At 61.7% G+C, this 25,669-nt stretch carries 28 protein-coding genes; 21 read left to right on the top strand and 7 right to left on the bottom strand.

Going from position 1 to position 25,669, the window contains the following annotated elements:
• Positions 1-91: 91 nt before the first annotated feature.
• The 3 genes from ACTOXK_RS05620 to ACTOXK_RS05610 all read right to left on the bottom strand — a co-directional run bounded on the left by ACTOXK_RS05620 (position 92) and on the right by ACTOXK_RS05610 (position 2,121).
• The gene (locus ACTOXK_RS05620) at positions 92-613 is read right to left on the bottom strand and encodes a hypothetical protein (RefSeq protein WP_482276960.1); all 522 of its coding nucleotides are present in this window, start codon (positions 611-613) and stop codon (positions 92-94) included.
• Positions 614-764: 151 nt separating this feature from the next.
• Positions 765-1,517: a hypothetical protein gene (locus ACTOXK_RS05615; protein WP_482276961.1), complete on the bottom strand. Its 753-nt coding sequence runs from the start codon at positions 1,515-1,517 to the stop codon at positions 765-767.
• Positions 1,518-1,614: 97 nt separating this feature from the next.
• A complete protein-coding gene (locus tag ACTOXK_RS05610) occupies positions 1,615-2,121 on the bottom strand; it encodes an RNA polymerase sigma factor (RefSeq protein ID WP_482279871.1) in 507 nt (168 codons plus the stop codon).
• A 310-nt stretch (positions 2,122-2,431) separates the two neighbouring features.
• Between ACTOXK_RS05610 and ACTOXK_RS05605 the strand changes: the two genes are divergently transcribed.
• The 5 genes from ACTOXK_RS05605 to ACTOXK_RS05585 all read left to right on the top strand — a co-directional run bounded on the left by ACTOXK_RS05605 (position 2,432) and on the right by ACTOXK_RS05585 (position 5,232).
• Positions 2,432-2,809 carry a hypothetical protein gene (locus ACTOXK_RS05605; RefSeq protein ID WP_482276962.1) on the top strand — a complete coding sequence of 126 codons (378 nt, stop codon included), beginning with the start codon at positions 2,432-2,434 and terminating at the stop codon, positions 2,807-2,809.
• Positions 2,810-2,837: 28 nt separating this feature from the next.
• Positions 2,838-3,044, top strand: a complete 207-nt coding sequence (locus ACTOXK_RS05600; RefSeq protein WP_482276963.1) for a hypothetical protein — start codon at positions 2,838-2,840, stop codon at positions 3,042-3,044.
• Between the two features lie 69 nt (positions 3,045-3,113).
• Positions 3,114-3,836: a hypothetical protein gene (locus ACTOXK_RS05595; protein WP_482276964.1), complete on the top strand. Its 723-nt coding sequence runs from the start codon at positions 3,114-3,116 to the stop codon at positions 3,834-3,836.
• A 347-nt stretch (positions 3,837-4,183) separates the two neighbouring features.
• Complete coding sequence (locus ACTOXK_RS05590) at positions 4,184-4,714, top strand: DUF6036 family nucleotidyltransferase (protein ID WP_482276966.1); 531 nt, start codon at positions 4,184-4,186, stop codon at positions 4,712-4,714.
• Entirely contained in the window at positions 4,711-5,232 is a 522-nt protein-coding gene (locus ACTOXK_RS05585; protein WP_482276967.1) for a hypothetical protein, read from the top strand. The genes ACTOXK_RS05590 and ACTOXK_RS05585 overlap by 4 nt, the downstream gene beginning before the upstream one ends.
• A 117-nt stretch (positions 5,233-5,349) precedes the next feature.
• Here the strand turns inward: ACTOXK_RS05585 and ACTOXK_RS05580 are convergent, their stop codons facing one another.
• A complete protein-coding gene (locus tag ACTOXK_RS05580) occupies positions 5,350-5,913 on the bottom strand; it encodes a helix-turn-helix transcriptional regulator (protein WP_482276968.1) in 564 nt (187 codons plus the stop codon).
• A 154-nt stretch (positions 5,914-6,067) separates the two neighbouring features.
• Here ACTOXK_RS05580 and ACTOXK_RS05575 point away from each other — a divergent pair, with 154 nt between their 5' ends.
• The 3 genes from ACTOXK_RS05575 (at position 6,068) to ACTOXK_RS05565 (ending at position 8,446) form a co-directional block, all read left to right on the top strand.
• The gene (locus ACTOXK_RS05575; RefSeq protein WP_482276969.1) at positions 6,068-7,000 is read left to right on the top strand and encodes a hypothetical protein; all 933 of its coding nucleotides are present in this window, start codon (positions 6,068-6,070) and stop codon (positions 6,998-7,000) included.
• 387 nt (positions 7,001-7,387) lie between these two features.
• Entirely contained in the window at positions 7,388-7,630 is a 243-nt protein-coding gene (locus ACTOXK_RS05570; RefSeq protein WP_482276970.1) for a hypothetical protein, read from the top strand.
• A gap of 9 nt (positions 7,631-7,639) precedes the next feature.
• Positions 7,640-8,446: a spermidine synthase gene (locus tag ACTOXK_RS05565; protein ID WP_482276972.1), complete on the top strand. Its 807-nt coding sequence runs from the start codon at positions 7,640-7,642 to the stop codon at positions 8,444-8,446.
• Between the two features lie 88 nt (positions 8,447-8,534).
• Here the strand turns inward: ACTOXK_RS05565 and ACTOXK_RS05560 are convergent, their stop codons facing one another.
• Positions 8,535-9,653, bottom strand: coding sequence for a DUF8462 domain-containing protein (locus tag ACTOXK_RS05560; RefSeq protein ID WP_482276973.1), 1,119 nt, complete (start codon positions 9,651-9,653; stop codon positions 8,535-8,537).
• 209 nt (positions 9,654-9,862) lie between these two features.
• On the opposite strand from ACTOXK_RS05560, the gene ACTOXK_RS05555 reads away from it, so the two are divergent.
• A complete protein-coding gene (locus ACTOXK_RS05555) occupies positions 9,863-11,449 on the top strand; it encodes a putative ABC transporter permease (RefSeq protein WP_482276974.1) in 1,587 nt (528 codons plus the stop codon).
• A 74-nt stretch (positions 11,450-11,523) separates the two neighbouring features.
• Here ACTOXK_RS05555 and ACTOXK_RS05550 read toward each other — a convergent pair whose 3' ends face one another.
• Positions 11,524-12,465, bottom strand: a complete 942-nt coding sequence (locus tag ACTOXK_RS05550; protein ID WP_482276975.1) for a LysR family transcriptional regulator — start codon at positions 12,463-12,465, stop codon at positions 11,524-11,526.
• A 332-nt stretch (positions 12,466-12,797) separates the two neighbouring features.
• Here ACTOXK_RS05550 and ACTOXK_RS05545 point away from each other — a divergent pair, with 332 nt between their 5' ends.
• From ACTOXK_RS05545 to ACTOXK_RS05505, 9 genes are all read left to right on the top strand, one after another.
• Positions 12,798-15,755, top strand: a complete 2,958-nt coding sequence (locus ACTOXK_RS05545; protein ID WP_482276976.1) for a molybdopterin-containing oxidoreductase family protein — start codon at positions 12,798-12,800, stop codon at positions 15,753-15,755.
• Complete coding sequence (locus ACTOXK_RS05540) at positions 15,755-16,369, top strand: 4Fe-4S dicluster domain-containing protein (RefSeq protein WP_482276977.1); 615 nt, start codon at positions 15,755-15,757, stop codon at positions 16,367-16,369. The genes ACTOXK_RS05545 and ACTOXK_RS05540 overlap by 1 nt, the downstream gene beginning before the upstream one ends.
• Positions 16,370-16,372: 3 nt before the next feature.
• The gene (locus tag ACTOXK_RS05535) at positions 16,373-17,308 is read left to right on the top strand and encodes a dimethyl sulfoxide reductase anchor subunit family protein (RefSeq protein WP_482276978.1); all 936 of its coding nucleotides are present in this window, start codon (positions 16,373-16,375) and stop codon (positions 17,306-17,308) included.
• A gap of 265 nt (positions 17,309-17,573) precedes the next feature.
• Positions 17,574-18,857, top strand: a complete 1,284-nt coding sequence (locus ACTOXK_RS05530) for an O-acetylhomoserine aminocarboxypropyltransferase/cysteine synthase family protein (RefSeq protein WP_482276979.1) — start codon at positions 17,574-17,576, stop codon at positions 18,855-18,857.
• A gap of 89 nt (positions 18,858-18,946) precedes the next feature.
• A complete protein-coding gene (gene metA / locus ACTOXK_RS05525; RefSeq protein WP_482276980.1) occupies positions 18,947-19,906 on the top strand; it encodes a homoserine O-acetyltransferase MetA in 960 nt (319 codons plus the stop codon).
• The gene (locus ACTOXK_RS05520) at positions 19,884-20,114 is read left to right on the top strand and encodes a hypothetical protein (protein WP_482276981.1); all 231 of its coding nucleotides are present in this window, start codon (positions 19,884-19,886) and stop codon (positions 20,112-20,114) included. Before metA ends, ACTOXK_RS05520 begins: the two co-directional genes overlap by 23 nt.
• Before the next feature lie 111 nt (positions 20,115-20,225).
• Positions 20,226-21,800 (top strand): GNAT family N-acetyltransferase, encoded by a 1,575-nt coding sequence (locus ACTOXK_RS05515; RefSeq protein WP_482276982.1) that lies wholly within the window; start codon positions 20,226-20,228, stop codon positions 21,798-21,800.
• 73 nt (positions 21,801-21,873) lie between these two features.
• The gene (locus ACTOXK_RS05510; protein WP_482276983.1) at positions 21,874-22,131 is read left to right on the top strand and encodes a type II toxin-antitoxin system Phd/YefM family antitoxin; all 258 of its coding nucleotides are present in this window, start codon (positions 21,874-21,876) and stop codon (positions 22,129-22,131) included.
• Entirely contained in the window at positions 22,115-22,486 is a 372-nt protein-coding gene (locus ACTOXK_RS05505; protein WP_482276984.1) for a type II toxin-antitoxin system VapC family toxin, read from the top strand. Before ACTOXK_RS05510 ends, ACTOXK_RS05505 begins: the two co-directional genes overlap by 17 nt.
• On the opposite strand, the gene ACTOXK_RS05500 is transcribed toward ACTOXK_RS05505, so the two are convergent.
• Positions 22,483-23,349: a ZIP family metal transporter gene (locus ACTOXK_RS05500; protein WP_482276985.1), complete on the bottom strand. Its 867-nt coding sequence runs from the start codon at positions 23,347-23,349 to the stop codon at positions 22,483-22,485. The genes ACTOXK_RS05505 and ACTOXK_RS05500 overlap by 4 nt on opposite strands.
• Before the next feature lie 279 nt (positions 23,350-23,628).
• Here ACTOXK_RS05500 and ACTOXK_RS05495 point away from each other — a divergent pair, with 279 nt between their 5' ends.
• The 3 genes from ACTOXK_RS05495 (at position 23,629) to rpsI (ending at position 25,640) form a co-directional block, all read left to right on the top strand.
• Positions 23,629-23,943, top strand: a complete 315-nt coding sequence (locus tag ACTOXK_RS05495; protein ID WP_482276986.1) for a hypothetical protein — start codon at positions 23,629-23,631, stop codon at positions 23,941-23,943.
• 867 nt (positions 23,944-24,810) lie between these two features.
• On the top strand, positions 24,811-25,245 hold the full coding sequence (gene rplM / locus ACTOXK_RS05490) for a 50S ribosomal protein L13 (RefSeq protein WP_028027495.1): 435 nt from the start codon (positions 24,811-24,813) through the stop codon (positions 25,243-25,245).
• 2 nt (positions 25,246-25,247) lie between these two features.
• Positions 25,248-25,640, top strand: a complete 393-nt coding sequence (rpsI, locus tag ACTOXK_RS05485) for a 30S ribosomal protein S9 (RefSeq protein ID WP_135970025.1) — start codon at positions 25,248-25,250, stop codon at positions 25,638-25,640.
• Positions 25,641-25,669 lie beyond the last annotated feature (29 nt).

Here is a 25,669-nt window from a genome sequence, read left to right as displayed (position 1 = left end):
GGGCCGGCTGCACCCTATGGCGCAGCCGGCCCGTCTGTGTTGGTGTTGCTGAGTTGCCGGGTGTTTGGATGCCCTGGCGTTCGCGGCTGCGCTATTTGTCCCCAAACGTGAACATGCCGATGAGAGTGGTTCCCTCAACATCGTAGACGGGAATAGCGTCGGGCGCGTCAACGGCGCTGAACTGCTCGTAAAGGGCGTAGCCCTCGAGGCCGCTATCAGCCACGATAGCAATAAGATCGGGAATGGCACCCGCCTCCACGTCTCCGTAGGTGCCGTAAGTCTGGCCGCTGCCATTCATGGGGAGATCGGAAGATAGGGAGTAGCCTACTGCAGTGGAAGTGCATGATCTCCAGCCAGAGCTGTAGGTCTTCACCTTGCCCTTTGATCGATATCCTGCGGCCAATCTGTTGAGGCTCACGGTCGCCGTCAATGATGCTGTCTTAGTCTTATTGGAAGTTGCTGCGCTGGAGGCGATGATGGCAAGATCGAGGCCCTTGACGATGCATGCCTGGGCGTACATCGTTCCTGCGGGTACAGACTGGCTAGCTCTGATGGTGGTGTGGGCTTTGACGGGTGATCCGGTATCTAGGCCAGACTGGTAGGTAAACCTCACGCCCTGATCCGAGTGGGAAGAAGATGTGCTCCACAGGGTGGCAGCAAGCGCCTGGGAGGGCGAGAAGGCCATGGTGAAAATGGCGGTAGCGGCTAGAACGGAGAAAGACCGGCGGGTGGCCGAACGATCGAGTATGGAATTTTGCATCAAATCACCTGTTCTCCTCAATGAGACCAAAAATAGCGGGTTTGTAATTGTGTGCGAATTCCCGTCGAATAGATTGTTCGTCGGTGAGATCGCCAAAGTTAAAACGATAGGTGTGCGTGATCCCATCAGCTGTTACAAGAAGTTGGGCATCACGAATTGAGTCGAAAAAAGTTGCAGGTTCTCGGCTAAGCCACGAGAAACCCGGTGTCTCCCCGAATACTTCGTCAAATTTTTTCTGGGTCATTTCTATCGGCCACGTAATATTGAAAAGATAGTCAGTGTCTTTAGTGGCGATAGCTCGCGTACTTTCTGGTGGGATTTCCATGTTCAGACTTAAGAGGTCTTCGCAGCACACCCTTGCGTCGCCAGCATTCATTAAAGCTATTTCGCACTGGTCGGCAGAGATGCCAGGCAGGAATAATCGTGCTGTTACGCCACACTGGTACTGCGCGGATGGGGTATACACTCTCGTTTCGCGATAGGGCGGTTCGGCTGCGGGACAGCTAAAAAATCCACCCTCCAACTCGATGCGCTGATAGGGGCGCATGGGGGTACCTGCTATGGCGCGTTCAACAGAGTGGGTGGTCGTCTCGTGGACGACCATGCCCGTATTTACGAGAACGCCGATGCCGGCGATAATCGCAAGGCAGGCGACCGCCTTTAGAAACGTAGCTGTCTTTGCGCGTTGCCCGGAGTGCGCCATGCGACCGGCAGACGCACGGCTTCTGCCTCGCAACAACTTTCTGTGGTTGTTCATGGCGCACTCTTGGCGTAGCCGCTGCCGAATTCTTTGGGCGCTCTCGGGCCTCAGTTTGCAGCGCTCAAGTTCAGCTGCGTGGTATGCGGAATCCCGGTCAAGCATGGGAAACCCCCTCCCTCTCAATCCTTTCTCTGAGAAATTTGCGTGCACGGTGTAGCTTGACGTAGACGTTTCTCTTGCTGATGCCGACAGTTTCGGCGATGGTAGCCGTGTCGTTCTCGTCGAAGTAGCGCAGGTTGATGATGTCGCGCAGACCCTCTGGCAGCGCGTCAAGATGCTCGCCTATGAATTCACGGGCATCTTTTTCAACCTCATCGAGGGAGTACTGGTCGAAAGCCCTCTGATCAAGGGCTTCGACGGCGGCATCGTCAAATGCTGCGGTTGGGTGATTCGAGAGATGACGGATTCTGTTTTTGCAAAGGTTGGCCGCTGTTTTAATCAGCCAATTCTCAAGATGCTTTTCGCTGGCGAAGACGGTAGTGGCACGGCAGAGCCGAAGAAACGTCTCCTGAACGATATCGTCCGCCGTATCCCGCGACTTGAAGTAACGCATGGCTAGCCAAGAGACGCGGTCTCCGTAGGCATCGAATGCCCGTTCAATGTCATCGATATTGTCGATAGCACCACACTCCTCTCGCTGAGTGCTTCCTAGAGTTGCGCAACCCCTTCTATAAGCCTTACCCCAAACCCCCTTGTTTTCTTACAGCTTTTTGAAAAAACTTTTCGAAAAGTTTGACCAAAGTCTCTGAGATATATCGGTGAACAATTTCTTTAGAAATCTATCAAAAAATTTTATCAAATTTGTAAGGAATTATCAGCCTCAAGTGTATGGCTCAGTGAAGGGAAAACTTTCCGATTTCTTCAAACGGGTGGCGACGGCTGCTCAAATCTGACGTAAGGGGTGAGCTCTCATGAAGAAGTGGAAGAGCATTTTTGGCGTGGCGCTGGTGGTGTTGATGATCGGCATGGTATGTGGGGGCTGCGCTCAGTCAGAGGTGCAGTACCGCGATATCAACGGGGTCGATTTCCCCGTCAACGAGGCGGGGCAGACTTGCGGTAGCGCACTCGACGCGAACATTCCAGAGGGCTTCAGCGGGACAACGGAGGAGATGAAGGTCTTCTATCCCGACCTCATTTTGGCGCAGAACACTGAAGGCATCGAGGGCTACATCACTCTCGACGACTTTTTTGGAGAGGACCCTCCTTCTCCTGAAGCCGCTGCGCCTCGCACGCTCGACGGCGTGACACTGTACGCCCAAGATGGAAAAACCATTCTAGGAACTATGTAATTCAAACCGTGCGAAAGCTCTTCTCGAGGTGATTAAGGCTGCGGATCCAGTGCTGTTCGCGTCCCTTGATGGGCAGCTTGTTAATGAGGTTATTGATGAGGCACAAGCGAATGTCGTTGACTATATTCCCGTCTACGGAGATGATGGCTCGGCGGTACATGAGAATTTTGGATCAGAGCCACTAGATGAGGCTGATGGGCAAAGGGTCATGGATTACATCAACGCTGACGTTTAGATTCTTTTGCAAGGGTGTTTTCACAGGGATGCAACTGGAAAGTTGATCGAGCGAAGGAGGTTGGTAGCCATGAAGGCGAAATCTTCGGAGTTGATTTCTCGGAAAACGGTGGTGCGCGTGCTCGGCGTAACGGTGTTGGGCATGGGGCTCATGATAGGAGTTTCGTCGGCGTTTGGCGCGACGACCGTATCTGAGGAGAGCTCCGCCACTTCGCAAGTGGCTGAAGCGTCGTTGCCCGTTGCGGATCATGGGCTTGACCTGAATTCGATTCCGCCGCGTATCAACGACGATGGGCTTGTGTATGGAACCGTAGATCAGGCCGAAGCGCCTGGCGGGCAGGTGGATCTTGTGGCGGTGGTGGCCACCAATGGTCGCGAGGGCTATGTGTACTTTGATGCGTTTCAAGAGGCCGCCGGCATGAATGCGACCAGTCCCGATGAGGCTGTCCAATATATGGAAAATGCCGAGGCGGCAAGTAACCGGGCCCTTGCCGAACAGCTGACGCGTCTGTTGCCTGAGGGTGTGGAGGTGACGGTGGAGCAAGCGACCCAATACTTGGATACGGTGGTGCGGGCGGCCATCCCCGATCCCTTCGACGAGGGGTTGGCATCTGTGCGCCAGCAGGGGCTTGCCGATTTGGCCCAGGCAACGGGCCTTCCGGAAACGGACGTGCAGGCTGTTCTCGATGACGCGTATCTGGCGGCGCAAGACCAGGTGTCCACACATATTCCTGTTTACGAATCGGATGGCAAGACGCAAATTGGCGAGTTCGCTGTTGGCTCCTTGGTGTAGGGCGTCCCTCGGCTCGTCGGTTGTCTCGCGAGGCCAACGCGATCGGCACCGAGCTGCGCGATGCCGTTCTCACCGACCGGCGTGTTATCGACCTGATGCGGCGCAAGATTCTGACCGCCATGGAGCAGCGCGGCCTCACCGGCTGCCGGATTTGCGAAGAGCTGGGCCTGAACAAGGGAAACGTGCACCTTGTGCCGCCACCTGCTCGTCGCTGGTTCCGCTGCCTGGCTGGTCTGCCAAGAGCGTTCCTCTCTCGAAGATGGGCATGTATCAGGCACACGATATTGCACGAAGCCAATGGCAATAGTATTATTCATCTAGATTAATAATACTATTCGGAGGGTGCCATGAATAAGAACGATCTTGTCGAAGTGCTTCTCTCCATTGATGAAGAGGCATCTTTTGTCCTTGACCCCGCAAAGGCGAAACCCGTGGTCGTGATTGTTGGTGGAGCGGCTTTCATGTTGAGAGATCTTACTTCAAGGCCTGTCACTCATGATGTGGATGTCCTGCAAGCAAGTCGGCAAGTTCGCGAGATACTCAACGCCTATCCCCATGTCAACGGTGCTGTTGCAACCTATGCAGATCAGATACCCTATAATTTCGAAGACAGACTTGCGCCCTTGGATATGGGGGCGAGGGCGATCACGTACTGCACCCCTTCGACCGAGGACATGATCGTCATGAAGCTCTATGCGGAGCGCCCCCATGACCTTCAGGATATGGACAATGCCGCCCGGCAAGGGCTGGTGGATTGGGAATTGCTCGATCATTTAGTTCGTGCTTCCGACGAAGCCCAAGCCTCGGCATTGTCGGCACGTCGGTATCGGGAGATGCTCGGCGCCTATGAGCGCTTTTGCGAAAGGATTGGGAGATGAACCTGACGTTCAAGGGGTTTCTCCGCTCTTATTGCCGCGAGCTGACGGGATTGCAGACAGATAGCTTGAAAAAGCTGTGTGCCGCAGCGGCCGATGGCTCGCCTGCGGCTGCCGAGGCGATCATGGTGTTCGCTGCCATTCAGGGCAAAGCGCCGTATCTGGTTGCGCTTAGCCGGGGCACTTGGATGGAGAAAGATTACGAAGCGGCGGCGTCGTGCTTGGGCGCCCCCGAAGAGGTTGCGTCCTTCTTGCAGTCGGAATGTGCCCCGCAGCGCTATCAGAAGGTGTGGAGTGCCTATGTGGCGAAGCGCGATGCCGTTCTCACCGACCGGCGTGTTATCGACCTGATGCGGCGCAAGATTCTGACCGCCATGGAGCAGCGCGGCCTCACCGGCTACCGGATTTGCGAAGAGCTGGGCCTGAACAAGGGAAACGTCTATGCGTTTCTCGGAAAGGGCGACAGTTCCAAAGTAAGCCGAGCTACGGCGCGTCGCATTCTGGAATACGTGGGTGCCTAGTCTTGAAGGCGAACGTTCCCCTCTGCAACAGGGGGTCGATCGCCATGTTAACCGCCGTTGCTTGCGTTGGGGGATCGTTGTGGTAGCGTGGGGGGCCGCTCAAACGAGGGGGATTTCCTAGCCTTTCAGCCGGCTGGCGAGGTCGTCGCGGCGGGTGATGCCGAGCTTTTTATAGAGGTTGCGCACGTGGGTCTTCACGGTGTTGGGGGACACGACGAGGTCCTCGGCGATTTGCGGGGCGGTGCGCCCCTCGACGAGCAGGCGCAGCACGTCCTCCTCGCGACGGGTGAGATCGTAGCGACGGGCGGCCTTGGCGCACAGCGTCTCAAGATCGGGGTCGGCGGTCTTGGCATCGGCACTCTCCGCCCGCTGGAGCCGGATTCGCTGGACCTCGCGCTCCATGGCCGCCTCGCGCCACTGGTGGCCGAGGAAGAACGCGAGCAAAGCCGCTGTCGCCAGTAGCAGGATGGAGGCGAGGGCGGCGGTTCCCGAGGCACGAAAACCGTCGAGGGCCGGCACGACAATGGTGAGCGCGACACTGACGGCCGACCAGAGCAGCGCGAGCTGCGTAGCCGCACCGTCGCGGTGCCGTCGGAAGCAAGCCTGGCCGATGGCATAGCATGCCGCCACCACCCCAGCCAAGGCGCACAGCACGACGATGAAGCTGGAGAGGGGAATCACGAGGGGCGTCTCCTTTCCGAATTTGACCGCCTCCCACTTTACCCCATGGGGCGGGAAATCCCCAGGGTGAAAAATATCACCATTGCCCTCTGACCAGGATGCATGCTAGCTTGGGCCATGGAAGAAGACGGATATCGCAAGGGAAGGACGCGCCATGGTCGAACGGAGACACCTCGGGCTGGCGGCATCAAGGACCTCTCGCCGCATCATGCGTGTGGCAGTGGGTGCGGCCGCCGTAGTGGGCCTCTTGCTTGCTTTCTGGTGGATGGCCGGTCGCTTCATCGCCCAGCCGCGTCAAGCCACCCTCACCCAGCCGACTCCCGTAGGCGTTGCCTTTTCCGGGGAATTGGCGGTGGAGGCCGACGAGATCGTTGAAGTTCCCTATGGCGAGACCGTGGTGCTCGACGATCTCACCCGGGGAATGAAATACGATTATGAGGCCAGCTCCTATTTGCAGGACGAATGGGAAAAGAAGACGGAGGCCGAGCGGCAGGAATGTCGGGAAAGCGAGGACTGGGATTTCGAGCGGGCTCCCTTCTCTGCCCGCGTCGTCGGTTGCGCCATGGTGTCGCCCTCGGCCTTTGCGGAATGGTACCCGCTGTATCCCGAACTCGACCATTCTGGCGTACTGTTTGCCGAAGAGGATGAGCGAATCGTGGTGGTGGACGTTGAGGTCGAGAACCTCGGCCCCGAGGCGATCGCGCCGCCCGACCCCATCCTGAAGAGCGCGGCGTTTCTTGGGCCGTACACGATGTTCAACACGGGAATGTTTCCCGACAATGCTGTACAGGCTGCTTTGTATCCCCTGGAAGGGGAAGAGGCACCCGCGGCGCTCGGCGGTGGTTACAACCAGGTGATGCCGGGGGAGAGGCGCGTCATCAGCTACGCATTCCGCATCTTCCGCAATAGCTTTGCGGAAGAGGACGGCATCGACGGCGCGGATCTCTCGAACATGGAAATCTCCTACGTCGACTACCATCCCCGCCGCATCATTGCCTTGAAGCTCGCTAACGCCCACGATGCGGCTCGGGCGGGCGTGCGCAACGCCTATCTCGACGGGATTCGCTCGGGCGAGCCGGCCTCCTAGTCATGGCGCTTTCGTGGAATGGGTGCGGGGGATGCAACAAAAGGGGGTGTCCCGCGCGTCTTAGAAGTAGAGAGAGGCCGCGCCTGCGGTGGCGGGGGCGGCCTGTGAGGGGTTCGCTGCGCCCCACATGCCGCAGCCTGCGTGAGGAGATGCCCATGAACAAGCTGAGTGACATTTTCGCCGTGATGGGCCTGGCTACCGTGTTCGTGGCCATCGCCATGATGATCGCCTGCTGGGGGTAGAGGCTGCCGGTGCCCCGTCCTGCCCTCTTTCGCTTTCCGCAGAGTTTCTGGCGGGAGGCAGGAGCCGCGGGAAACCAGGTGCGGGGGAAGCATCCTGCGCGCGGTATAATGAGGGCGTTATCCGAGGCGATGGGAGGCTGATCGTATGATGGGCATTGGCGGTATGGAATTGGTGCTGCTCCCCGTATATATGTTGATATATCTGGTTCCCGCGGCCGTGGCGTTCGTGGCGCTGTACTTCGTGGTGCGCCAGGCGGTGTACGCGGGCATTAAGAAGTACGTCCAGGAGAATGGCCGCCCGGCGCCCGCCGCGCCGCAGCCGGCACCGGCCGAGCCTGCGGCGACAGCGCAGCCGACTGACGGCTCGGCGCGGCCGCAGGGCATGTGAGGGTGCGCTGTGCTTTCTGAGTGGTGGGGCAAGGTGCGCCGGCGGGAGGGACGGCTGACGATTCCCACGCGGTTCGGCGAGGCCACGGTGTACACGATGCCCGACGAGGACGGATCGCTCGTGCGCATGCTGAATGTGGGCGGCGTGCTGCAGTCGGCCACCTACACCGACGAGCGCTGGGCCGTGTGCCCCTTCGCCTACCTGCGGGCCTTCGACCATCTCTTCGAGGCTGCGGACCCGTCGGCGCCCCATCCGCTGGCCGTTGGGTCAGTGCTCATGATCGGCGGGGCCGGGTTCGCCTACCCGAAGGCGCTGCTGGTGAACCATCCGGGCGTGAGGCTGGATGTGGTGGAGATTGATCCTGCCATGGTGGCGCTAGCCCGCGAGCACTTCTGTCTGGATCGCCTGGAGGCGTTGCTGGCGGCGGAGGATCGGGCCGACGATCTGCGCATTTTCGTGGAAGATGGTGCCGAGTTCCTGCGAGGCGAAGGCGGCGCGGCCGAAGGCTACGACGTCATCATCAACGATGCCTTTGTGGGGCGCGAGCCGGTGGCGTTCTTCGCCAGCGACGAGGGCATTGCCGCTGCCAAGGCGAGGTTGGTTCCAGGTGGTCTGCTGATGGCCAACTGTGTAGTGGAATTCACCGGCAACGCCATGTACCAGCTGTTCGCGCAGGTGGAGCGCCTGCGCGAACATTTCGCTAACGTGTACGTCATCGATGCCGCCGACGAGCAGTTCGGCGGTGCCGACAACTACCTCGTCATCGCCACCGACGGCACCTACCCCTTCACCAACGTCATTCCCTACGGAGATTAGCAGGCCGTCAGCCCAGGGAGTGGATCGCGAACCCGGTGCCGGGTTGAGCTGAGTGCCAGGTGCCGCGCGGGGCCATGCGACGACGGCCCTACTCCTGGGCTTGGCGTCGCAGGTGATCGGCGAGGTGCGGTACGGCCATGGCGACGCGCCCCCGGCCGGAGGCCTGCACGATACCGGCATCGATGAGGCGTTTGCGGTACTTCTGGGCGTAATCGTGGGTGACGCCCATGCGTTCGGCGATGGCCGCGGTAGCGCCCTCACCTTCTTCCCCGCTTTCGGCCGCGAGGGCGTCAAGGAACTCGATGTCCTTTTCGGAAAGCGCCGCCAAGGTTGTGCGGCACACGTCGTTCTCGAAGTCTTCCTGGGATGTGCGCAGGGCGTCCTCGAGCGTGTCTTCCGTAACCTCCCCGTCGGGCTGGGCGTACTGCACGGTGTTGTGGCCCACTAATTGCAGGAGATAGGGCGATCCCTCGGTAAAGCTGGACGCGCGACGGCGCAGATCCGGATCGATGGCGAGGCCGATCTGCCGAAAAGATCGGGCGAGGAAGGCGTCCACGTCTCCGAAGGCAAGGGGCTCCAGCGGCACTTTGCGGGCTCGGTTCAGGAAGGTGAGCACCTTGTCGTTCAGCGTGGCGGAGACCGCCCCGGGCAGTCCGGCGAGCACGATGGCCACGTTGAGCCCTTCGCCTACGAGCTCCTGATAGGTGATGATGAGCTGCCTCACCTCGGGGTTGCTCGCCTGAAGTTCGTCCACGAGTATGAGCACGCCGCGACCTTGCTTGGTGAGGGCGCGGCACAGCTGGGTGAGCCGGTGCTGGATGCTGGGCGGCTCGGGTGCGTCGTGTTGGAACTGAAGACCCGCGGAGAATCCGAGCGCTCCGAGACTGCCACCGCTGACGTGGGCTTTCCCTTTTGCAGCGGTGCCAGCGTCGTCGACGATCTTCTCGGCGATGCGCTCAAGCATGCTTTCTGAGACGATGGTGGGAGTGGCGACGACGAAATTCTGCCGACGCATCCGGTCGGCCAGTTCCCAGAGGAGTACGGTTTTGCCCGAGCCGCGCTGCCCCAAAAGGACCACGGCGCGGTCGCGACTTCCGGGGGCTGAGGTGAGCCCTCGCATGAGCTGGTCGAGCATGTCGTCGCGGCCCACGAGGTAGGAGGGCCGGTTTCCGAAGGATGGAGAGAATACCGTGTCGCTGGGATGCATGCTCGGCCTTTCCTTTCTTTCCTAAGTTTTCCTTTCTTTCCTATTTTTTCCTTTTTTTCCTATTTGGTCAAGGGAGAGGCGCGGTGACGTTTCGGTCGCGTGACGGGTGCGTGCCAGGTTGGCAGATGTTGGGTGCGGCGGTCATCAATGGAGGGGCGGCCTTTCTATACTGGCACCATGAATCAGTGTCAGTAGGGAAGGGGGAGGCCGTGAGTCCGTCGAAACCCGAGAGCGGTCAGCATCCCGAGCGCGAGGAACGCCTTGCCAAGACCATCCGCGCCGCCGAGGCGAAGGTGGCCGAAGAGCTGGAAAAGGCCGTGGCGTTCGAGCGGGCTGATATGGCCGAGACCGAGCACGAGTGGAGCGAGCAGCTGCACAACGATGGCGCCGAGCTGCGGGCCGATGTGGCCCGTGACAAGCAGAAAGTGGCCCAGGCGGTCGACGACTTGCGCCATCCCGAGCGCTTTGTGGCCGCAGCCGAAGCGCGGTTGGAGCACGGTGCCGCGGAAGCGGGCGCGATGATGCACGCCGTGGAGCACCCCAGCGTGATCGTCGCTGATGCCGAGCGCGCCGTGGCTGCCAAGAAGGCCGCCTTCGACCGCACCGCCGCCACCATTGCCGCCGAGTTCACGAGCCCTGCCGACGCCCGCAAGCTGCCCCGGGTGCTGAAGGTGTTCGGCGTGCTGCTGGCCCTGGTGTCCCTCGCAACATTGCCGGGTATCGGCACTGCCATCTACCGGTCAGCGACGAGCCTGGAGGCCCATGGCGTGGGCACCGAGGGCGTCTCCACGGTGGTGGTGAACTTCCTGCACCTGGGGGTGCTCTCGGTTTTGGCGCTGACGGCGGTCATCTTCGGCTACCGCCTCTTCCGCAACCAGCGCCGCTGGGCCGCCATCATCTCCTACGGCCTGTACGTGCTGCTGATCGCCGGGGTGCTGTGCTCCATCATGCTGCAGGGCATTACGTCGAATCTGGTGTTCTACCTGGTGGCCTTCGTGGTGACCATCGCGCTGCAAAGCTATCTGGACCCCTCGCTTCTGGAAGAGCGCCGTCGCCACCGCCAGCAGCGCGAGGCCGAGGAGCACGCCGAGGGCGAGGCCGGCACCCTGGGCCGCGACCTCACGGGCAAGGGCTACATCACGCTGAACTTCTTCAACCTGTTCTGGATCTTCGTAGTGGCCAGCATCCTGGGGCTCATCATGGAAGAGGTGGTGCATTTCCTGATCGTGGTGCCGGGCCAGTGGCAGGACCGCGCCGGGCTCCTGTTCGGGCCGTTCTCGCCCATCTACGGCTGCGGGGCGGTGCTCATGACCGTGTTCCTCAACCGCTTCCACAAGAGCAACTGGCTCATCATCTTCGTGGTGGCCGCGGTGATCGGCGGTGGCTTCGAGGCACTGACCAGCCTGTTCATGCAGTACGCCTACGGCGCGGTGGCGTGGGACTACTCCAATATGCCCGGATCGCTGTTCGGCGGTCGCACCTGTCTGCCGTTCATGGCCTGCTGGGGGCTGCTCGGGGTGGTGTGGATCAAGCTGGCGTTGCCCTTCATGCTGCGGCTTGTGAACTTCATTCCGTGGAACTGGCGCTACGGGCTGACCGTGGTGGCCGCCGTGTTCATGCTGGCCGATGCCGTGATGACCCTGCAGGCCCTGGACTGCTGGTACGAGCGCCTCTCCGGCGACAAGGTGGACACGCCCATCCAGCAGTTCTACGACCAGCACTTCGACGACACCGTCATGGCCGACCGCTTCCAGTCCATGACCATCCACCCCGCCGACGCCGTGCGCGGGAAGTAGGGGCGTCGTAAGCCTGGGGATGCGCGGCCACGCGGCGATCCGAGTGGGGTGCGGGGTGGGCCGGCGGTGCCCACCTACAGAGTTGCGTTGAATGCGGCGAAGGCACCTTCGAGGCACGGAGCGACCAGGCGCACAAGATCCTCCTTGTGCCCCGGGCGGTAGAGCAAATCCAGGTCCAGGGTAAGCTCTTCGCCGACGAGGGGAATGATGGCCGCGTCGGGGTTTTGGGCGATGGCGGGCAGAATGGAAGTCCGAGGCGAGAGATAGAGGTCGGTGCCCATGGCATCAATGGCCCGGATAACATCATACTCGCTGTTGGCGGGGTAGGGTGCGGTCGTATAAGTTATTCCGGCCCCATCGAGCAACTGGCTGAAAACGTGCCAGTAAGGTGAGAAATCGGGGCCGGTAAAGTGCACGAAACGGCCGTTCTGGAGCGCGTTGGCGGTGAGGAGCGGCTCATGGGCGAGGGGATGGTCGCGCCGCACGATGAGGGACACGGGGACATGGCCCAAGCGGATGCTCTCCATGTTTTCGCGGGCCTCCCTGGTGCCGGCAACGGAGGAGAGAAGCAGGGCACAATCGGTCTCACCGCTCTGCAACGCCTCGACTTGCTCGAGGAGCGAGGCGCTCGCATTGCGCTCGACCCGCAGGGTGACGGTGGGATCGACGGCGCGCAAACGAGTTTCCGCATTAAGGATGTAAGGATAAAACGAAGGGTGCCCGACGATGCCGCTGATACGCAGGTGGCGCTCTCCGCAAAAAAGACGCTGGAGATGTTCCCGGGAGAGGGAGAACTGCTCCCAAAGTTGCTCGGCGTAATCGAGAAGGAAGGCTCCGGCATCGGTGAGATAGACGGCGTGGCGATCGCGCTTGAACAAGGCCGTGCCGTAGAACTGCTCGAGTGCGGCAATGTGGCGGCTGAGTGCCGATTGCGAGATGTGCAGGTCTGCTGCGGCCTCGCGAAAATTCAAGTGACGTGCGAGGATGGCGAATTCTCGTAGATGCTCTATTTCCATATCCCCTCTTTCCCTCAACCATGAGCAGTATGCCATAGGGCTCCGTTCGGTGGCGCGGCTTCATGGAATTGGTGATGCAAGTATAGCATCACCGCAGGAGGCAAGTGCAGGGGGCTGGGCGGCTGCGCAACAGGGCGTCGTGGTCTGCATAAAGGTTAGAAAGGTTGCACCACCATCGCTGGGAGCAGCGCGATAGGCTAATTACACAGCCCGCTAGATGAGTGCCGCTCTCGGCATTGTGGCCGACCGGTCTGATTCACTGGGAAGAGATGCGCGAGTACGGGCTCGGGTCCATGCGGGAAAACCCTACTAGGAAAGAGAAGGAGGAGGAAATGGGCTCATTGAACTTGTCCCGACGGAGCTTCCTGAAAACGGCGGCGGCCACGGCAGTTGCGGCGAATCTCGCTCTGAATGCGGAAAGCGCTCTGGCCGAAACTTCGCACACTGCCGCAGATGGCGCGGGCGAAGTCAAGCGCATTCGCAGTTGCTGCCGCGGATGTGGAAAGATGGAGTGCGGTGTGTGGGTGACCGTGGCGAATGGCCGGGCCGTGAAGATTGAGGGCGACGAGACGGCGCCCCACACCATGGGCAGCTGCTGCAACAAGTCGGTCTCGTCGTTGCAGGCGTGCTACCATCCTGATCGCCTGTACCATCCTATGAAGCGTACCAATCCCAAGGGAGAGGATCCGGGCTGGGTGCGTATTAGCTGGGATGAGGCGCTGGACATCATTGTGGCCGGCGTTCAGCAGGTAAAGGACAAATACGGTGGCCAGTCGTTGTTCACCATGGGCGGTACGGGGCGCATCTGGAGCATGTCCCCTTACAACGGCTATGATAGCTGGTTCATGACCCCTAACAACGTGGTGGCATGGCAGGTGTGCAAGGGCCCTCGCCACTTTGCTTCGGCACTCACCTCCGAATTCAACCATAGCTGGTCGGCCACGGTGGAACGGCCTCCGGTGTTCACCATCTGGGCCTCCACGCCCGAGGGCTCCAACTATGATGAGGCCGGCCGCTCGGTCGTCGATGAGGCCATGCAGGCTCAGACATTTATCTCGGTGGATCCACGCACGACAAACCTGGGCAAGGAGGCGGACATCCATCTGGCGCTGAAGGGTGGGACGGATACGCCGCTTGCCTTGGCCATGTGCCATGTCATTATCGAGAACGACCTGGTGGATTGGAAGTTCGTAAAGCGCTGGACCAACGCGTGCTTCCTTGTGGTAGATGACAAGGAGCCTTCGGGACCGCCCATTCCTCATACGTACAATGCTACGACAATGGTGAAGACCAAGCTGCTGACCCAAGCGGATCTGCAGGAAGACGGAAGTCCCTGGAAGTACATGGTGTGGGACAAGGCGTCCAATTCGTTGAAGTGGTTCAACGCTTCGGCCGACCAGGCAAAGGCCAATCCCGACTACGATCCCGCCACCGATCCGGAGTGCGGCATCTGGGAAGGGGAGAAGCCCTACAAGCGCTATGACGGATCCGGCTTCGAGGAGCATTGGTCAAAGGAGAACTTCCCGGGTCAATGGGGAGAGGCGAACGTGCGGGAGGGCCACATGCAGGCGTGGTCTCCCGAGCTAGATGATTTCGAGTCCATTGATCCTGCTACCGAGGGGGCATTCGAAGTAACTTTCGCCGATGGCACGAAGCACACAGCCATTCCCGTTTGGCAGAAGTTCGCTGAACGTTGCGCTGAATATGCGCCCGAGAAATCGGAATCCATCACCGGAGTTCCTGCGGAAAAGGTGACCGAAGCGGCCCTTGTGTACGGCACGCGGGTAGATCCGCGTTGGGGCAATGGCGGTATCATGTACCAGTTGGCGGTAGAGCATCACGGCAATGCCATCATGAATTGCCGGGCCATCGAGCTGCTCACCGCTATTACCGGGAACACCGACGGCCCCGGCGGTCAGCGCGGCTCCACGAAGATAGACGTCACGTATATGGGCTCTTTCGACAGCCTTCCCCAATCGCCCCTGTTGGATAACCCGAAGTTCCATCCGGAAATTATGGAGAAGCAACTGGGGCGCGACACGCATCCGCTGTTCGCGTGGTGGACGAACTGGGCGAACGCCAATACGGTTTGGGAGGCGGGCGTCACGGGCGAGCCTTATCCGGTGAAGGGATGCGTGTGCCAGTCTGGAGACTTTCTGAACATGGGCAATACCACGATGGCGTGGGACACCCTTGCCCAGCTGGACTTCATGTTCGACATCGACCTGTGGCACCATCCCACCGCTGAAATGGCCGATGTTCTGTTGCCGGCTCAGCACTGGCTGGAGGTGCCCTCGCCGCGCCAGAGCCAGGGGTCGAGTGGCGCGCTGGGACTGTGCGTACCTTGCGTGGAGCCTCCAGCCGATACGCGTTACGATCCGCAGATCGTCGAGGATCTGTACGAGCGCGCGGGGCTACCCTGGGGTTGGGACGAAGACAACCCTTATCCCACGATGGAGGAGATTCTCGACCACACTGTGCGCAAAGTGGGTCCGTCGTGGAAGGAATTGGTTGAGGAATTCCAGGAAAACGGCTGGTGGGACGTGAAGAAGCTGCGTCCAGACGACTGGGGCACCTACTATCGATTCCAGACTGGCTTTATGAAGAAGTCGATGGCGGAAGACCCCACCCCGTCGAATGTTATTCCGGGATTCAACACGCCCACCATGAAGCAGGAAATTTGGTGCACCATTATGGAGACCTACCATGGTGCTGAGGATGCGCTACCCGATTATCGCCCCCATCCCGATACGATAGACAAGAATCCCGAGCTTTGGAAAGAGTATCCCGTGCATTGTCTGACGGGGCGTCGCATTCCCGTGTACTTCCATAGCGAGCATCGCCAGCTGCCCTGGTGCCGCGAAGTGTGGCCGGTGCCGCGCGTGGAAATCAACCCGGACGATGCGGCCGACTGGGGCATCGAGCAGGGCGATTGGGTGTGGATCGAGAGCCCTCACGGCAAGATTCGCCAAACAGCCGATCTCTACTATGGTATTCCGCGCGGCGTCATCAACGCCGAGCATATGTGGTGGTATCCGGAAATGCCCGCTCCCGAGCACGGCTGGCGGCTCTCGGCGGTCAACCAGCTGGTCAACAACGATATCGATGACCCCCATTGCGGTGCGTCGGTGGTGCGCGGCTATCCCGTGAAGGTGTACAAGGCCACTCCGGAGAATTCGCCGTTCGGCAATCCATGTCCCTGCTCCGATGACGGGGTGGAGATCATTCATGATGCCAGCGACCCGCGCCTGAAGGACTGGGCGCCCGTCTACGAGGGGAGGGATCAGTAATGGCGCGTTACGCACTTGCCATCGACTGCAACCGGTGCGTGGGCTGCATGGCCTGCAACGGTGCGTGCAAAATGGTAAACAATGTGCCCATCGGCAGCTTCTGGAACAAGGTGCTGCGCATCGGCCCCAATGAGCCGGGGCAGGACGAGGTGCCGAGCCACGACTTCTACTTCCTTCCCGTGCAATGCCAGCACTGCGAAAACCCCGAATGCGTGAAGGTGTGCCCCACGGGCGCCAGCCATAGGCTGCCTGATGGTACGGTGCAGATTGACAAGGGGAAGTGCATCGGCTGCCAGTTCTGCGCCATGAGCTGCCCCTACGGTGTGCGCTACCTGAACGAGGAAGAGCGCGTCGTGGAGAAGTGCACCCTCTGCGAGCAGCAGATCGCCCAGGGCGAGTTGCCCCAGTGCGTGACGAACTGCGTGGGCATGGCCAAATGGTTCGGTGATTTGGACGAGGGCATCGAGAGCTTCCGCGGGCCTTGCGGGGAAACGATGGGCGACTTCTGCGAGCCCTTCGATGGAGAGCACGATGTGCATACGCTGACCGATGTGGGGAATAGGCCGTCGTTCCTCTATATCCTGCGCGACCACACCTGGCAGGGAAAGGAGTAGGCAATGGAAATGCAATGGCCCCTTATTCTGTTCACGCTGTTCATGGCGTGGTCGGCCGGTGTATTTGGAACGGCAGCGGTGCTTGCCTTGGCAGGCGGCGGCAAGCGGGTGCAAATGCCTGCGCTGGTGACGTCGGTCGTGCTGCTGGCCGTGGGCGGCATCGCGGTGTTCTTCCATCTGGAGCACTGGGATCGCATCTTCAACGGCTTCGGCAACCCCACGTCGGGCATTACCCAGGAGCTCATCGTCATCGTGCTGATGGCGGTGGTGATGGTGGTGTACTTCGTGTACCTGCGCAAGCCGGAGCCTGTGGTGCCCCGGTGGCTGGCGGTGGCCGCGATCGTGGTGTCGGTGGCGCTTGTGGTGGTGATGAGCCACTCTTACAACATGGCGGCCCGTCCGGCCTGGGATTCGCCCCTGCTTTGGCTGGCCTACCTGGGTAACGCCGCCCTCTTCGGCCCGCTGACGGTGACGCTCTTGGCTGCATCCTTCCCCGATGCGGAAGGTGTCTCTGAGGATGCCCCGGAAGCCGCTTCGGCGAAAGCGGTCGTGCGAGCGGGATCGGTGCTCGCCACCAGCGGTGTGGTCGGTGCCGTCGCCAACGCCGTGCTCTCGGTGGCATGGGGCGCGTCGGTCATGATGAGCGCGGCGTCCTTCACCGAGGTGGGCCTGTACTGGGATCCGACCCATCCCAACTATCCCATCGTCAATCCGGCCGAGGCGGCGAACATTCTGTCCGGAGAAGCATCGCTTCTGTTCTGGATAGGCGTGGTGGTCATCGGCTGCGCGGTACCGGTCGTATGCGCGGCTCTCGGCCGTCGCAAGGGTGCGCCCGCGGTGCCCCTCGCCGGCGTCGGCCTCGCCTGCGCGATCGTGGGTGCCGTGTGCCTGCGCATGGTGTTCTACTCGGCGGGTGCGTCGGTGTTCATGTTCTACTAAAAGCCGCTTTTCGCAGGGCGCCTTTCCCCAAACCCCCTTGCAAACGGGTGCGCTGCGAAAGCGAGCCGATAGAAAATCGGGCCCCTGGGACGTCATATGACGATCCGGGGGTCCGTTCTGTTTTTGCTCTGGCCTGCGGTTGCAGCGCGTTCCTCGGTTTTTTCGATGGCATTGGCCGGATAGTTCCTATAACGGGCACGGGCCCGTTGCCCCTATAATGGGCGAACCCCTTCTATGAGACAAGAGATCAGCAAAGGAGCCCTCCATGGACGAGCGCATTGGAACCATCTGCGTGCAAGGCGGCTGGCGGCCCGGCGATGGCGAGCCGCGCCAGGTGCCCATCTATCAGAACACCACGTGGAAGTACGATACGAGCGAGCACATGGGGCGCCTGTTCGATCTGGAGGAGTCCGGTTACTTCTACACGCGTCTGGCCAACCCCACCAACGACGCGGTGGCGGCCAAGATCGCTGCGCTGGAAGGGGGCACGGCAGCCATGCTCACCTCCTCGGGCCAGGCGGCGAACTTCTTCGCCGTGTTCAACATTGCCGGCGCGGGCGATCATGTGGTGGCCTCCTCGGCCATCTACGGTGGCACCTACAACCTGTTCGCCCACACCATGGCCCGCATGGGGCTGGAGTGCACCTTCGTGGACCCGCACTGCACCGATGAAGAGTTGGCGGCCGCTTTCCGCCCCAACACCAAGTGCGTCTTCGGCGAGACCATCGCGAATCCGGCCCTGTCGGTGCTCGACATCGAGCGCTTCGCGGCGGCGGCCCACGACCACGGGGTGCCGCTCATCGTGGACAACACCTTCCCCACGCCGGTGCTGTGCCGCCCCATCGAGTGGGGTGCCGATATCGTGACCCACTCCACCACCAAGTACATGGACGGTCACGGCGCTTCCGTCGGCGGTGTCATCGTGGACGCGGGAACGTTCGACTGGAACGCCCACGCCGACAAGTTCCCCGGGCTCACCACGCCCGATGAGAGCTACCACGGCGTGGTGTACACCGAGCGCTTCGGCTTGGAAGGCGCCTACATCACCAAGGCGACGGCCCAGCTCATGCGCGATCTGGGGTCTATCCAGGCGCCGCAGAACGCCTTCCTCATCAACCTGGGCCTGGAAAGCCTGCACCTGCGCATGGCCCGGCACGCCGCCAACGGCCGCGCGGTGGCTGAGCATTTGGCGGCCCACCCGAAGGTGGCCTGGGTGCGCCATCCCTCGCTGGCGGGCGATTCCGAGGCGGCCCTGGCCGAGAAGTACCTGCCCGAGGGCAGCTGCGGTGTGGTGAGCTTTGGGGTGGCCGGGGGCCGTGCCGCGGCTGAGACCTTCATGGCGAACCTGAAGCTGGCCCAGATCGCCACCCATGTGGCCGACGCGCGCACCTGCGTGCTGCACCCGGCCAACGCCACCCATCGCCAGATGAACGACGGCGAGCTCGAGGCTGCGGGCATTAGCGCCGACCTCATCCGCCTGTCTTGTGGCATCGAGGACGCCGCCGACCTCATCGCCGATATCGACCAGGCCCTGGCCGCCGTGCGGTAGGCGCACTGCACTCGCCCGTTCGCGCCGGCGCGGCATTCCCGCTCTGCGCAATGCCGCGCCGAACCCGTCGCTCGATAAAGGAGCCCTTTATGCCCATCCGCATTCCCGACGCCCTGCCCGCCACCGCCGCCTTGGAAAGCGAGAACATCTTCGTGATGACGGAGCATCGCGCCATGCACCAGGATATTCGCCCCTTGCGGCTGCTGCTGCTGAACCTCATGCCCACCAAGATCACCACTGAGACCCAGATTCTGCGGAAGCTGTCGAACACGCCGCTGCAGGTGGAAGTGGAACTGCTCCAGACCGTCAGCCACGCCGCGAAGAACACGGCGGCCGAGCATCTGGAGGCCTTCTACACCACCTTCGACGCCGTGCGCGACGAGCATTTCGACGGGCTCATTATCACCGGCGCCCCCGTGGAGCGCCTCGATTTCGAGGCGGTGGACTACTGGCCCGAGCTGTGCGAGATCATGGAATGGTCGAAGACCCATGTGCATTCCACGTTCCATATTTGCTGGGGTGCCCAGGCGGGCATCTACTACCACTACGGGGTGCCCAAGCACGCTCTGCCCGAGAAGATGTTCGGCGTGTTTCCCCACGAGGTGGTGAAGCGCACGTCGCCCCTCGTGCGCGGGTTCGACGATGCCTTCTGGGCGCCCCATTCCCGGTTCACCGAGGTGCGGGCGGCCGACATCGAGGCCCATCCCGAACTGGAGCTGATCGCCGTGTCCGACGAGGCGGGGGTGTACGTGGCGAAGTCCACCGATTCGTCGAACTTCTTCGTATTCGGGCACCCCGAGTACGATCGCGACACGCTTCTGCGCGAGTACGAGCGCGACGTGGAGGCCGGTATGGCCATGGCGCTGCCGGCCCACTACTTCCCGGGCGACGACCCGGCCGCCGAGCCCGCGGCCACGTGGTTTTCCCATGCCCAGCTGCTGTACACCAACTGGCTGAACTACTATGTGTACCAGACGACCCCCTACGATATTACCCGCGCCGGCGAGAAGGAAGGCGACGTGTTCCATGGCCCTCGATCCGAAGCATGATCCCCACGCCCACTTCGTGGTGAAGCCGCTGCCGAGCCAAGGGCGGAAGGCGACGGGGGCGGACGCGCGCTCGGGTGCCGCCGGCTCGGCTGCCCCGCCGGCCGACCCCTTCTTGCGGGCCGCCAACGAGGACGACGACGGTTACGACCCCTATTCCGACCGCCCCGCGCGACCCGAGCCTCTCTTCCAGGAGGATCCCTGGGCCTAGAGCCCGCTCGCGGTTCGCGAAACGCCTTCGGGCGCGGCCCCTTTACGGGGGTGCGGCGACCTGTCACAATCGCCCTGACGACGACATCTCGAACCGAGAAGGAGGGCGTTCATGGGGAATCGGGGCCAGGCGGGCGCGGCGGAGAATCACGCCCTGCGCGGTATTGTCTTTGCAGCCCTCGGGGGCATTTGCTGGGGGTTTTCCGGTAACTGTGCCCAGCTGCTCACGGCCGGTCTCGGCGTGCCGGTCATGTGGATCACCCCGTTTCGCCTGACGGCCGCTGCTGTTATCTTCCTGCTCGTCTGCGTGGTGCGCGAGCCGCGCAACCTGTTGGCGGCCCTGCGTGACAGCCGCTCGCTGCTCTACATTGCCGGGTTCGCCCTGCTCGGCGTGCTGCTCACCCAGGTGAGCTACCTCTCGGCCATCGCCTACACCAACGCCGGCACGGGCACTGTGCTCGAGCGCACGGGCCTCGTGCTCATCATGGGCTACGTCTGCCTGCGCACCCGACGCCTGCCCCATCCCCGCGAGGCGGTCGGTCTCGTGCTCGCCATCGGCGGCACCGTCATCATCGCCACCCAGGGCGATCTCACGGGGCTCTCTATCGCTCCCATGGGGCTCATGTGGGGGCTTATTTCCGCCGTGGCCCTGGCCTTCTACACGCTGATGCCCGGCAAGCCTCTGGCGAAATGGGGCAGCTTCATCGTGACGGGCATCGCCATGGCCCTGGGCGGCTCGGTGTCCATGGTAGCGGTGCAGCCGTGGAACCTGAATGTGACGGTGACGCCGGAAGTGGTGGGCGTCATGGCGCTCATGGTGCTCGTCGGCACCTTCGCGGCCTACTTGTTCTACCTTCAGGGCATCGCCGATGCGGGCCCGGTGCGCGCCGGTTTGGTGGGGTGCGTGGAACCGGTGTCGGCCACCATCATCTCGGCGGTGTGGCTGGGCACGACGGTGTCGGTGATGGATATTATCGGCTGCGCCATGATCGTGGCCATGGTGTTTCTCGTGACCGAGCGGGAGGATAGTGCCGACCGCGAGGCCACGCCCTACGATGGCGCCCGCGGGCCTATGCCCCTGTTCCAGGGCCGGGCGAGCGAGCTGGGCTACTACGCCGCCCGCCAGGCCACGCGCGACGATGTGCCGCGGCTCAAGGAGCTGCTGGCCGACGGGCGCCACGCCATGGCCGCCCTCGGGGTGAAGGAGGGCACGAAGCGCTATCCCTCGTCGCGCCGTCTGCTGCGCGCGGTGGATGCCGGCGGCGTGTACGTGGTGGTGAGCAACCCCGGATGGCTCGGCGTGGACGGCGGCGAGGCGCCGGCGGAGCCGAACGGCGAGAGCCGCATCATCGCCATGTTCGATGTGGACGTGACCGGGGACCCGGCCTACGAGCGCGGCCGCGGCCTCACCTGGCTCACCGAGGGCGATGGCAACTACGGGGCCCTGCACTGGGTGAATGTGGAGCCGGAGGCCCGTCGCTGCGGCGTGGGCGCCTACATTCTGGGCACGGCCCAGCGCATCGCCCGCGACGGCGGCTGCCGCAACCTCTGCTGCGACGTGTACGCCACCAACGGCCCCATGCGCGACCTGCTCGCCCGCGAGGGCTGGACCGTGGCCGGCACTATCGACCTCTCCGACTGGCTCGGCCACCAGTCCCACCGCCTCATCTACGAGAAGCTGTATTGACCATCTAACTAGTCAAATGGTCAGATAGGTGGTAGAATCGGTGGCATGGGATCCATCTTGGAAAGGGGGCTCCATGGCAGCGAACATTGCCTTGGCGGAGGCGAAGGCGAACCTCTCCTCCGTCGTTCGGCGCGTGGATGAGACGGGGGCGGAGTTCGTAGTGACAGTGAGAAACCGGCCCTGCGCCATGATCGTGCCCATTCCCAAGCCTGCGCCGCGGAAGCTGAAGGCGGCAGGGGCCTTGGCCGGAAAACGGCCGGTGGTATCGCGCGAGGCTGAGAAAGCCGCCTATCGGGAGGCGTTGGAGGCCAAGTATGTCGACCTTCCTTGATACCAACTGCCTCCTGCGCTATCTGCTCGCCGACATCGAAGACCAATTCGAGATGGTGCGCCGCTGCGTGGAGCAGGGCGCGTGCACCGCGCCGGAGTTCATAGCGGAATGCGTGTACGTGCTCGGCGGATCGGTTTACGGCTTCGACCGGGCCGATGTGGCGAGCACCATGGGCTTCCTTCTCGATGATATTGCCTGCGAGCATGAGGCCGCTATGCGCTATGCACTCGAGCTCTACCGGGACCACAATCTCGATTTCGCCGACTGCGTCCTCGCCGCCCGCTCGGTGATCGAAGGTGTTCCAGTGCTCACCTTTGACAAGAGACTCAACCAGCTGCTGGAAAAGCTGTCCTAGAAGAAGATCATCAGCATGCCCAGGGCGAGGCCGACCATGACGGCGAAGGCGGGCAGCTTGCTGCGGTAGATGAGGTAGCTCTCGGGCATGATCTCGCCGAACACCACGTAGAGCATGGCGCCCGAGGCGAAGCCGAGGGACATGGTGAGGCCCAAAGGCCCGATGTCGCCGAGCCAGAAGCCGAGCCACGCGCCGAGCACCGTGGGCAAGCCGCAGGCTGCCGTGAGCAGGGTGGCCTTCACGCGGCTCGTGCCGCCGGAGATGAGCGGCACGGCCACGGCCATGCCCTCGGGGATGTTGTGCAGGCCGATGAGCACGGCCATGATCATGCCGGTGCCCCAGACCAAATCGCTCGACACGGCGAAACTCGCGCCGATGGTCATGCCCTCGGGGATGTTGTGCAGGGCGATGGCGCAGGCCATGACCACGCCGGCCACGAACAGCGACAGCCGCGAGTCGTTATGGCGCTTGTGCATGTTCAGGTGGTCGGCGTGCACCAGCTCGTCGATGTCGTCGTGGGTCTCGGGGTGTGCTGCGTCGGCGGTGTGGGACACTTCCTTGCGCGTCTTGCGGTCGATCAGGTGGTTCAGCAGGTACACCACGGCCACGCCCAGGGCCACGGCGAAGATGACCAGCAGCACGCCGTGCTCGGTGATCTGGTTGGCGGCCTCTTCGGCCTCGGCCAGCAGATCGAAGCACACCATGGCGGTCATCACGCCGCCGGCAAAGGCCAGGAGCAGGCTGATGGTGCGGTTGCTCTCGCTCTTGAACAAGGCGCCGATGAGGCCCCCGAGCCCCGTGCCTCCCGCGCCGGAGACGAGGGTGACCAAGGTGATGAAGAGGAACGGATCCATTGCTTCCATGAAAGACCTTTGCTAACTCGAATGGCTGTCGTGCTGCGCTGTCCGTTGCGGGCCAGCGACGTTTCGGGCACGTCGCCCGCTCGGGCACGGCCCCTATTGTGCGCCAACGACGGCCGAAAGCCCACCGCTTAGCCCCCAAACGTTAGTCGAAGGTAACTTTTTCTCCCGCAGCGGCGTGAGACCGGGAGGGGATACGCTCGCTTCCCCGAGACTTGTGGGAGTATAATCAAAATTAGCGGCATCTGTCTGACGTAGCCCAACAACGGAAGGTGGCTGGCCATGGGCGAGAAAGAGTCGGAGCGCAAAGATCTTTTATGGTGGCTCGAACGAGAGAACACCAACACGTTCTGGAGTGCGAAAAATCCTTGGATCGTTATCGCAATGGTCGCGACGGTTCTCATTGTGCTCTGCATGGCTGCGACGTTCCTCTGGGAAATGCCTCGCATGGTAGCCAATGCGATCGTAAACGTAATTTTCTATGGCTATCTGGCTATTCTTTTTGTTTATGAGGTTAGGGCCAAGCGCTATGTTGCCGCGCTCGGCGTTGCTGCCGCTGCAGCCTTCAATGCCCTTATCTGGGGATTGTGGATTTGACAATGGATAAAAAACTGCCTCAAATACATATTGAGTGTAGCTGCAGCGATCATGTTCCGAGTATCGACTGGGCGAGGCAGGATGTTATTCGCGTTGATCCGGAAACACGACGCACCTTCCTGCCCGCTGATTGGGACGACGAAGAAGACAAGGGGGTCTACGATGTCCTCCTGTGAGCCAAGGCCAGGAGAGATTTGGCTCGCCTATGTTGATTTTCTCGACCACCCGGGCATGGGCAAAGTTCGTCCGGTGTTTGTTATCGACGTCCAGAAGGAAATGTGCATAGCGATTGCCAGGAAGGGCATTTTTGCATGAGATCGCGAGTTATGAGCGTCTGGCCGGCTCAAGGCGAGTTGCGACTAGAAGGCGATTTCGGAAAAAGCCCGATCGGGGCGTCACTCGTGGGGCTATACTCCGGCAGCTTGCCCGGAAGTGCCCCCGGGGACGCTCATAACTCGAGATCTCGTGCAATTATCGGCGCGTTCGTCGACTGAGTGACCGTGAGGCCTCCCAGATAGCCGACCGCTGGTGGACGCCTCCGCCCTTCGCGGAGAGTTTCTGCATTTCTGGCCGTTCGGCGAAGTCGTCCGTTGACATATACGCGCGGGCGGGTGAGAATGCAAAAGTTCGCTTTCAAAAGCCCCGTAAACGCATGGGTTCAAGGAAACGCAACCGCCAAGGGTTGTCCAGGCCCGCGGCACCGCGTGTCGGCGTAGGAAACCGACTTCCACGGATCGTGCACTTTTGAAAACAAACACTCTGGAAGACGGTTCCGCGCTTCCAGGCAGCGCGGCCGCAAGGTCGCAACGCACGGAGAAGCGGAGGCTTCACCCGTCGGACAGAACCTGCAAGTTAATGGAGGAAACAGTGAAGACGTATTATGCAAAGCCCGGTGAGGTTGAGCGCGAATGGGTCATCATCGACGCTGAGGACCAGGTCCTCGGTCGCGTGGCTGCCCGCGCCGCTCAGATTCTGAAGGGCAAGCACAAGCCGCAGTACACCCCCCATGTGGACACCGGCGACTTTGTCATCATCATCAATGCTGACAAGATCAAGGTCACCGGTACCAAGGCTGCCACCAAGACCTACTATCGTCATAGCGGGTTCCCGGGTGGGCTCAAGCAGGAGACGTTCACCGAGGCCATGACCAAGCACCCCGAGCGCGTCATCGAGCATGCCGTCAAGGGCATGCTGCCGAAGAACACGCTGGGCCGTGCGATGGGCAAGAAGCTGAAGGTGTACGTTGGCGCTGAGCATCCCCATGCTGCTCAGAAGCCCCGCAAGATTGAGTTGGAGGGTTAATCATGGCAGATGAGGCTTTGTACTACGGCACTGGCCGCCGCAAGAACGCGGTGGCGCGCGTCCGTCTCGTTCCCGGCACCGGCAAGGTGACCATCAATGGCCGCGACGGCGAGGAGTACTTCGGTCGTGAGGCGCTGTTCAACTACGCGATGACCCCCTTCAAGGTGACCGACACCGCTGGTCACTTCGACGTGAAGGCCCGCATCGACGGTGGTGGCGTGTCCGGCCAGGCCGGCGCTCTGCGTCACGGCATCTCCCGCGCTCTGCTGGAGGCCGGCGACTACCGCGCCGAGCTGAAGAAGGCTGGCTTCCTGACCCGCGACGCCCGTATGGTGGAGCGCAAGAAGTACGGTCTGAAGAAGGCCCGCAAGCGCCCGCAGTTCTCCAAGCGCTAAGCCGCAGCGAGATACAACCTGCAGAAAGC

The sequence above is a fragment of the Adlercreutzia sp. genome (genome assembly GCF_056795635.1).
The sequence above is the reverse complement of the archived record's forward strand: the minus strand, read 5'-3'. Positions and strand labels throughout refer to the sequence as shown.

Coding starts and splice junctions, on each gene's coding strand:
- ACTOXK_RS05595 (WP_482276964.1), top strand. CDS start 3,114: ATGAAGGCGAAATCTTCGGAGTTGATTTCTCGGAAAACGGTGGTGCGC.
- ACTOXK_RS05590 (WP_482276966.1), top strand. CDS start 4,184: ATGAATAAGAACGATCTTGTCGAAGTGCTTCTCTCCATTGATGAAGAG.
- ACTOXK_RS05540 (WP_482276977.1), top strand. CDS start 15,755: ATGGCGCGTTACGCACTTGCCATCGACTGCAACCGGTGCGTGGGCTGC.
- ACTOXK_RS05570 (WP_482276970.1), top strand. CDS start 7,388: ATGATGGGCATTGGCGGTATGGAATTGGTGCTGCTCCCCGTATATATG.
- ACTOXK_RS05550 (WP_482276975.1), bottom strand. CDS start 12,465: ATGGAAATAGAGCATCTACGAGAATTCGCCATCCTCGCACGTCACTTG.
- ACTOXK_RS05575 (WP_482276969.1), top strand. CDS start 6,068: ATGGTCGAACGGAGACACCTCGGGCTGGCGGCATCAAGGACCTCTCGC.
- rpsI (WP_135970025.1), top strand. CDS start 25,248: ATGGCAGATGAGGCTTTGTACTACGGCACTGGCCGCCGCAAGAACGCG.
- ACTOXK_RS05520 (WP_482276981.1), top strand. CDS start 19,884: ATGGCCCTCGATCCGAAGCATGATCCCCACGCCCACTTCGTGGTGAAG.
- ACTOXK_RS05615 (WP_482276961.1), bottom strand. CDS start 1,517: ATGAACAACCACAGAAAGTTGTTGCGAGGCAGAAGCCGTGCGTCTGCC.
- ACTOXK_RS05500 (WP_482276985.1), bottom strand. CDS start 23,349: ATGGAAGCAATGGATCCGTTCCTCTTCATCACCTTGGTCACCCTCGTC.
- ACTOXK_RS05545 (WP_482276976.1), top strand. CDS start 12,798: ATGGGCTCATTGAACTTGTCCCGACGGAGCTTCCTGAAAACGGCGGCG.
- ACTOXK_RS05505 (WP_482276984.1), top strand. CDS start 22,115: ATGTCGACCTTCCTTGATACCAACTGCCTCCTGCGCTATCTGCTCGCC.
- ACTOXK_RS05535 (WP_482276978.1), top strand. CDS start 16,373: ATGGAAATGCAATGGCCCCTTATTCTGTTCACGCTGTTCATGGCGTGG.
- metA (WP_482276980.1), top strand. CDS start 18,947: ATGCCCATCCGCATTCCCGACGCCCTGCCCGCCACCGCCGCCTTGGAA.
- ACTOXK_RS05495 (WP_482276986.1), top strand. CDS start 23,629: ATGGGCGAGAAAGAGTCGGAGCGCAAAGATCTTTTATGGTGGCTCGAA.
- ACTOXK_RS05585 (WP_482276967.1), top strand. CDS start 4,711: ATGAACCTGACGTTCAAGGGGTTTCTCCGCTCTTATTGCCGCGAGCTG.
- ACTOXK_RS05530 (WP_482276979.1), top strand. CDS start 17,574: ATGGACGAGCGCATTGGAACCATCTGCGTGCAAGGCGGCTGGCGGCCC.
- ACTOXK_RS05515 (WP_482276982.1), top strand. CDS start 20,226: ATGGGGAATCGGGGCCAGGCGGGCGCGGCGGAGAATCACGCCCTGCGC.
- ACTOXK_RS05510 (WP_482276983.1), top strand. CDS start 21,874: ATGGCAGCGAACATTGCCTTGGCGGAGGCGAAGGCGAACCTCTCCTCC.
- ACTOXK_RS05605 (WP_482276962.1), top strand. CDS start 2,432: ATGAAGAAGTGGAAGAGCATTTTTGGCGTGGCGCTGGTGGTGTTGATG.
- ACTOXK_RS05560 (WP_482276973.1), bottom strand. CDS start 9,653: ATGCATCCCAGCGACACGGTATTCTCTCCATCCTTCGGAAACCGGCCC.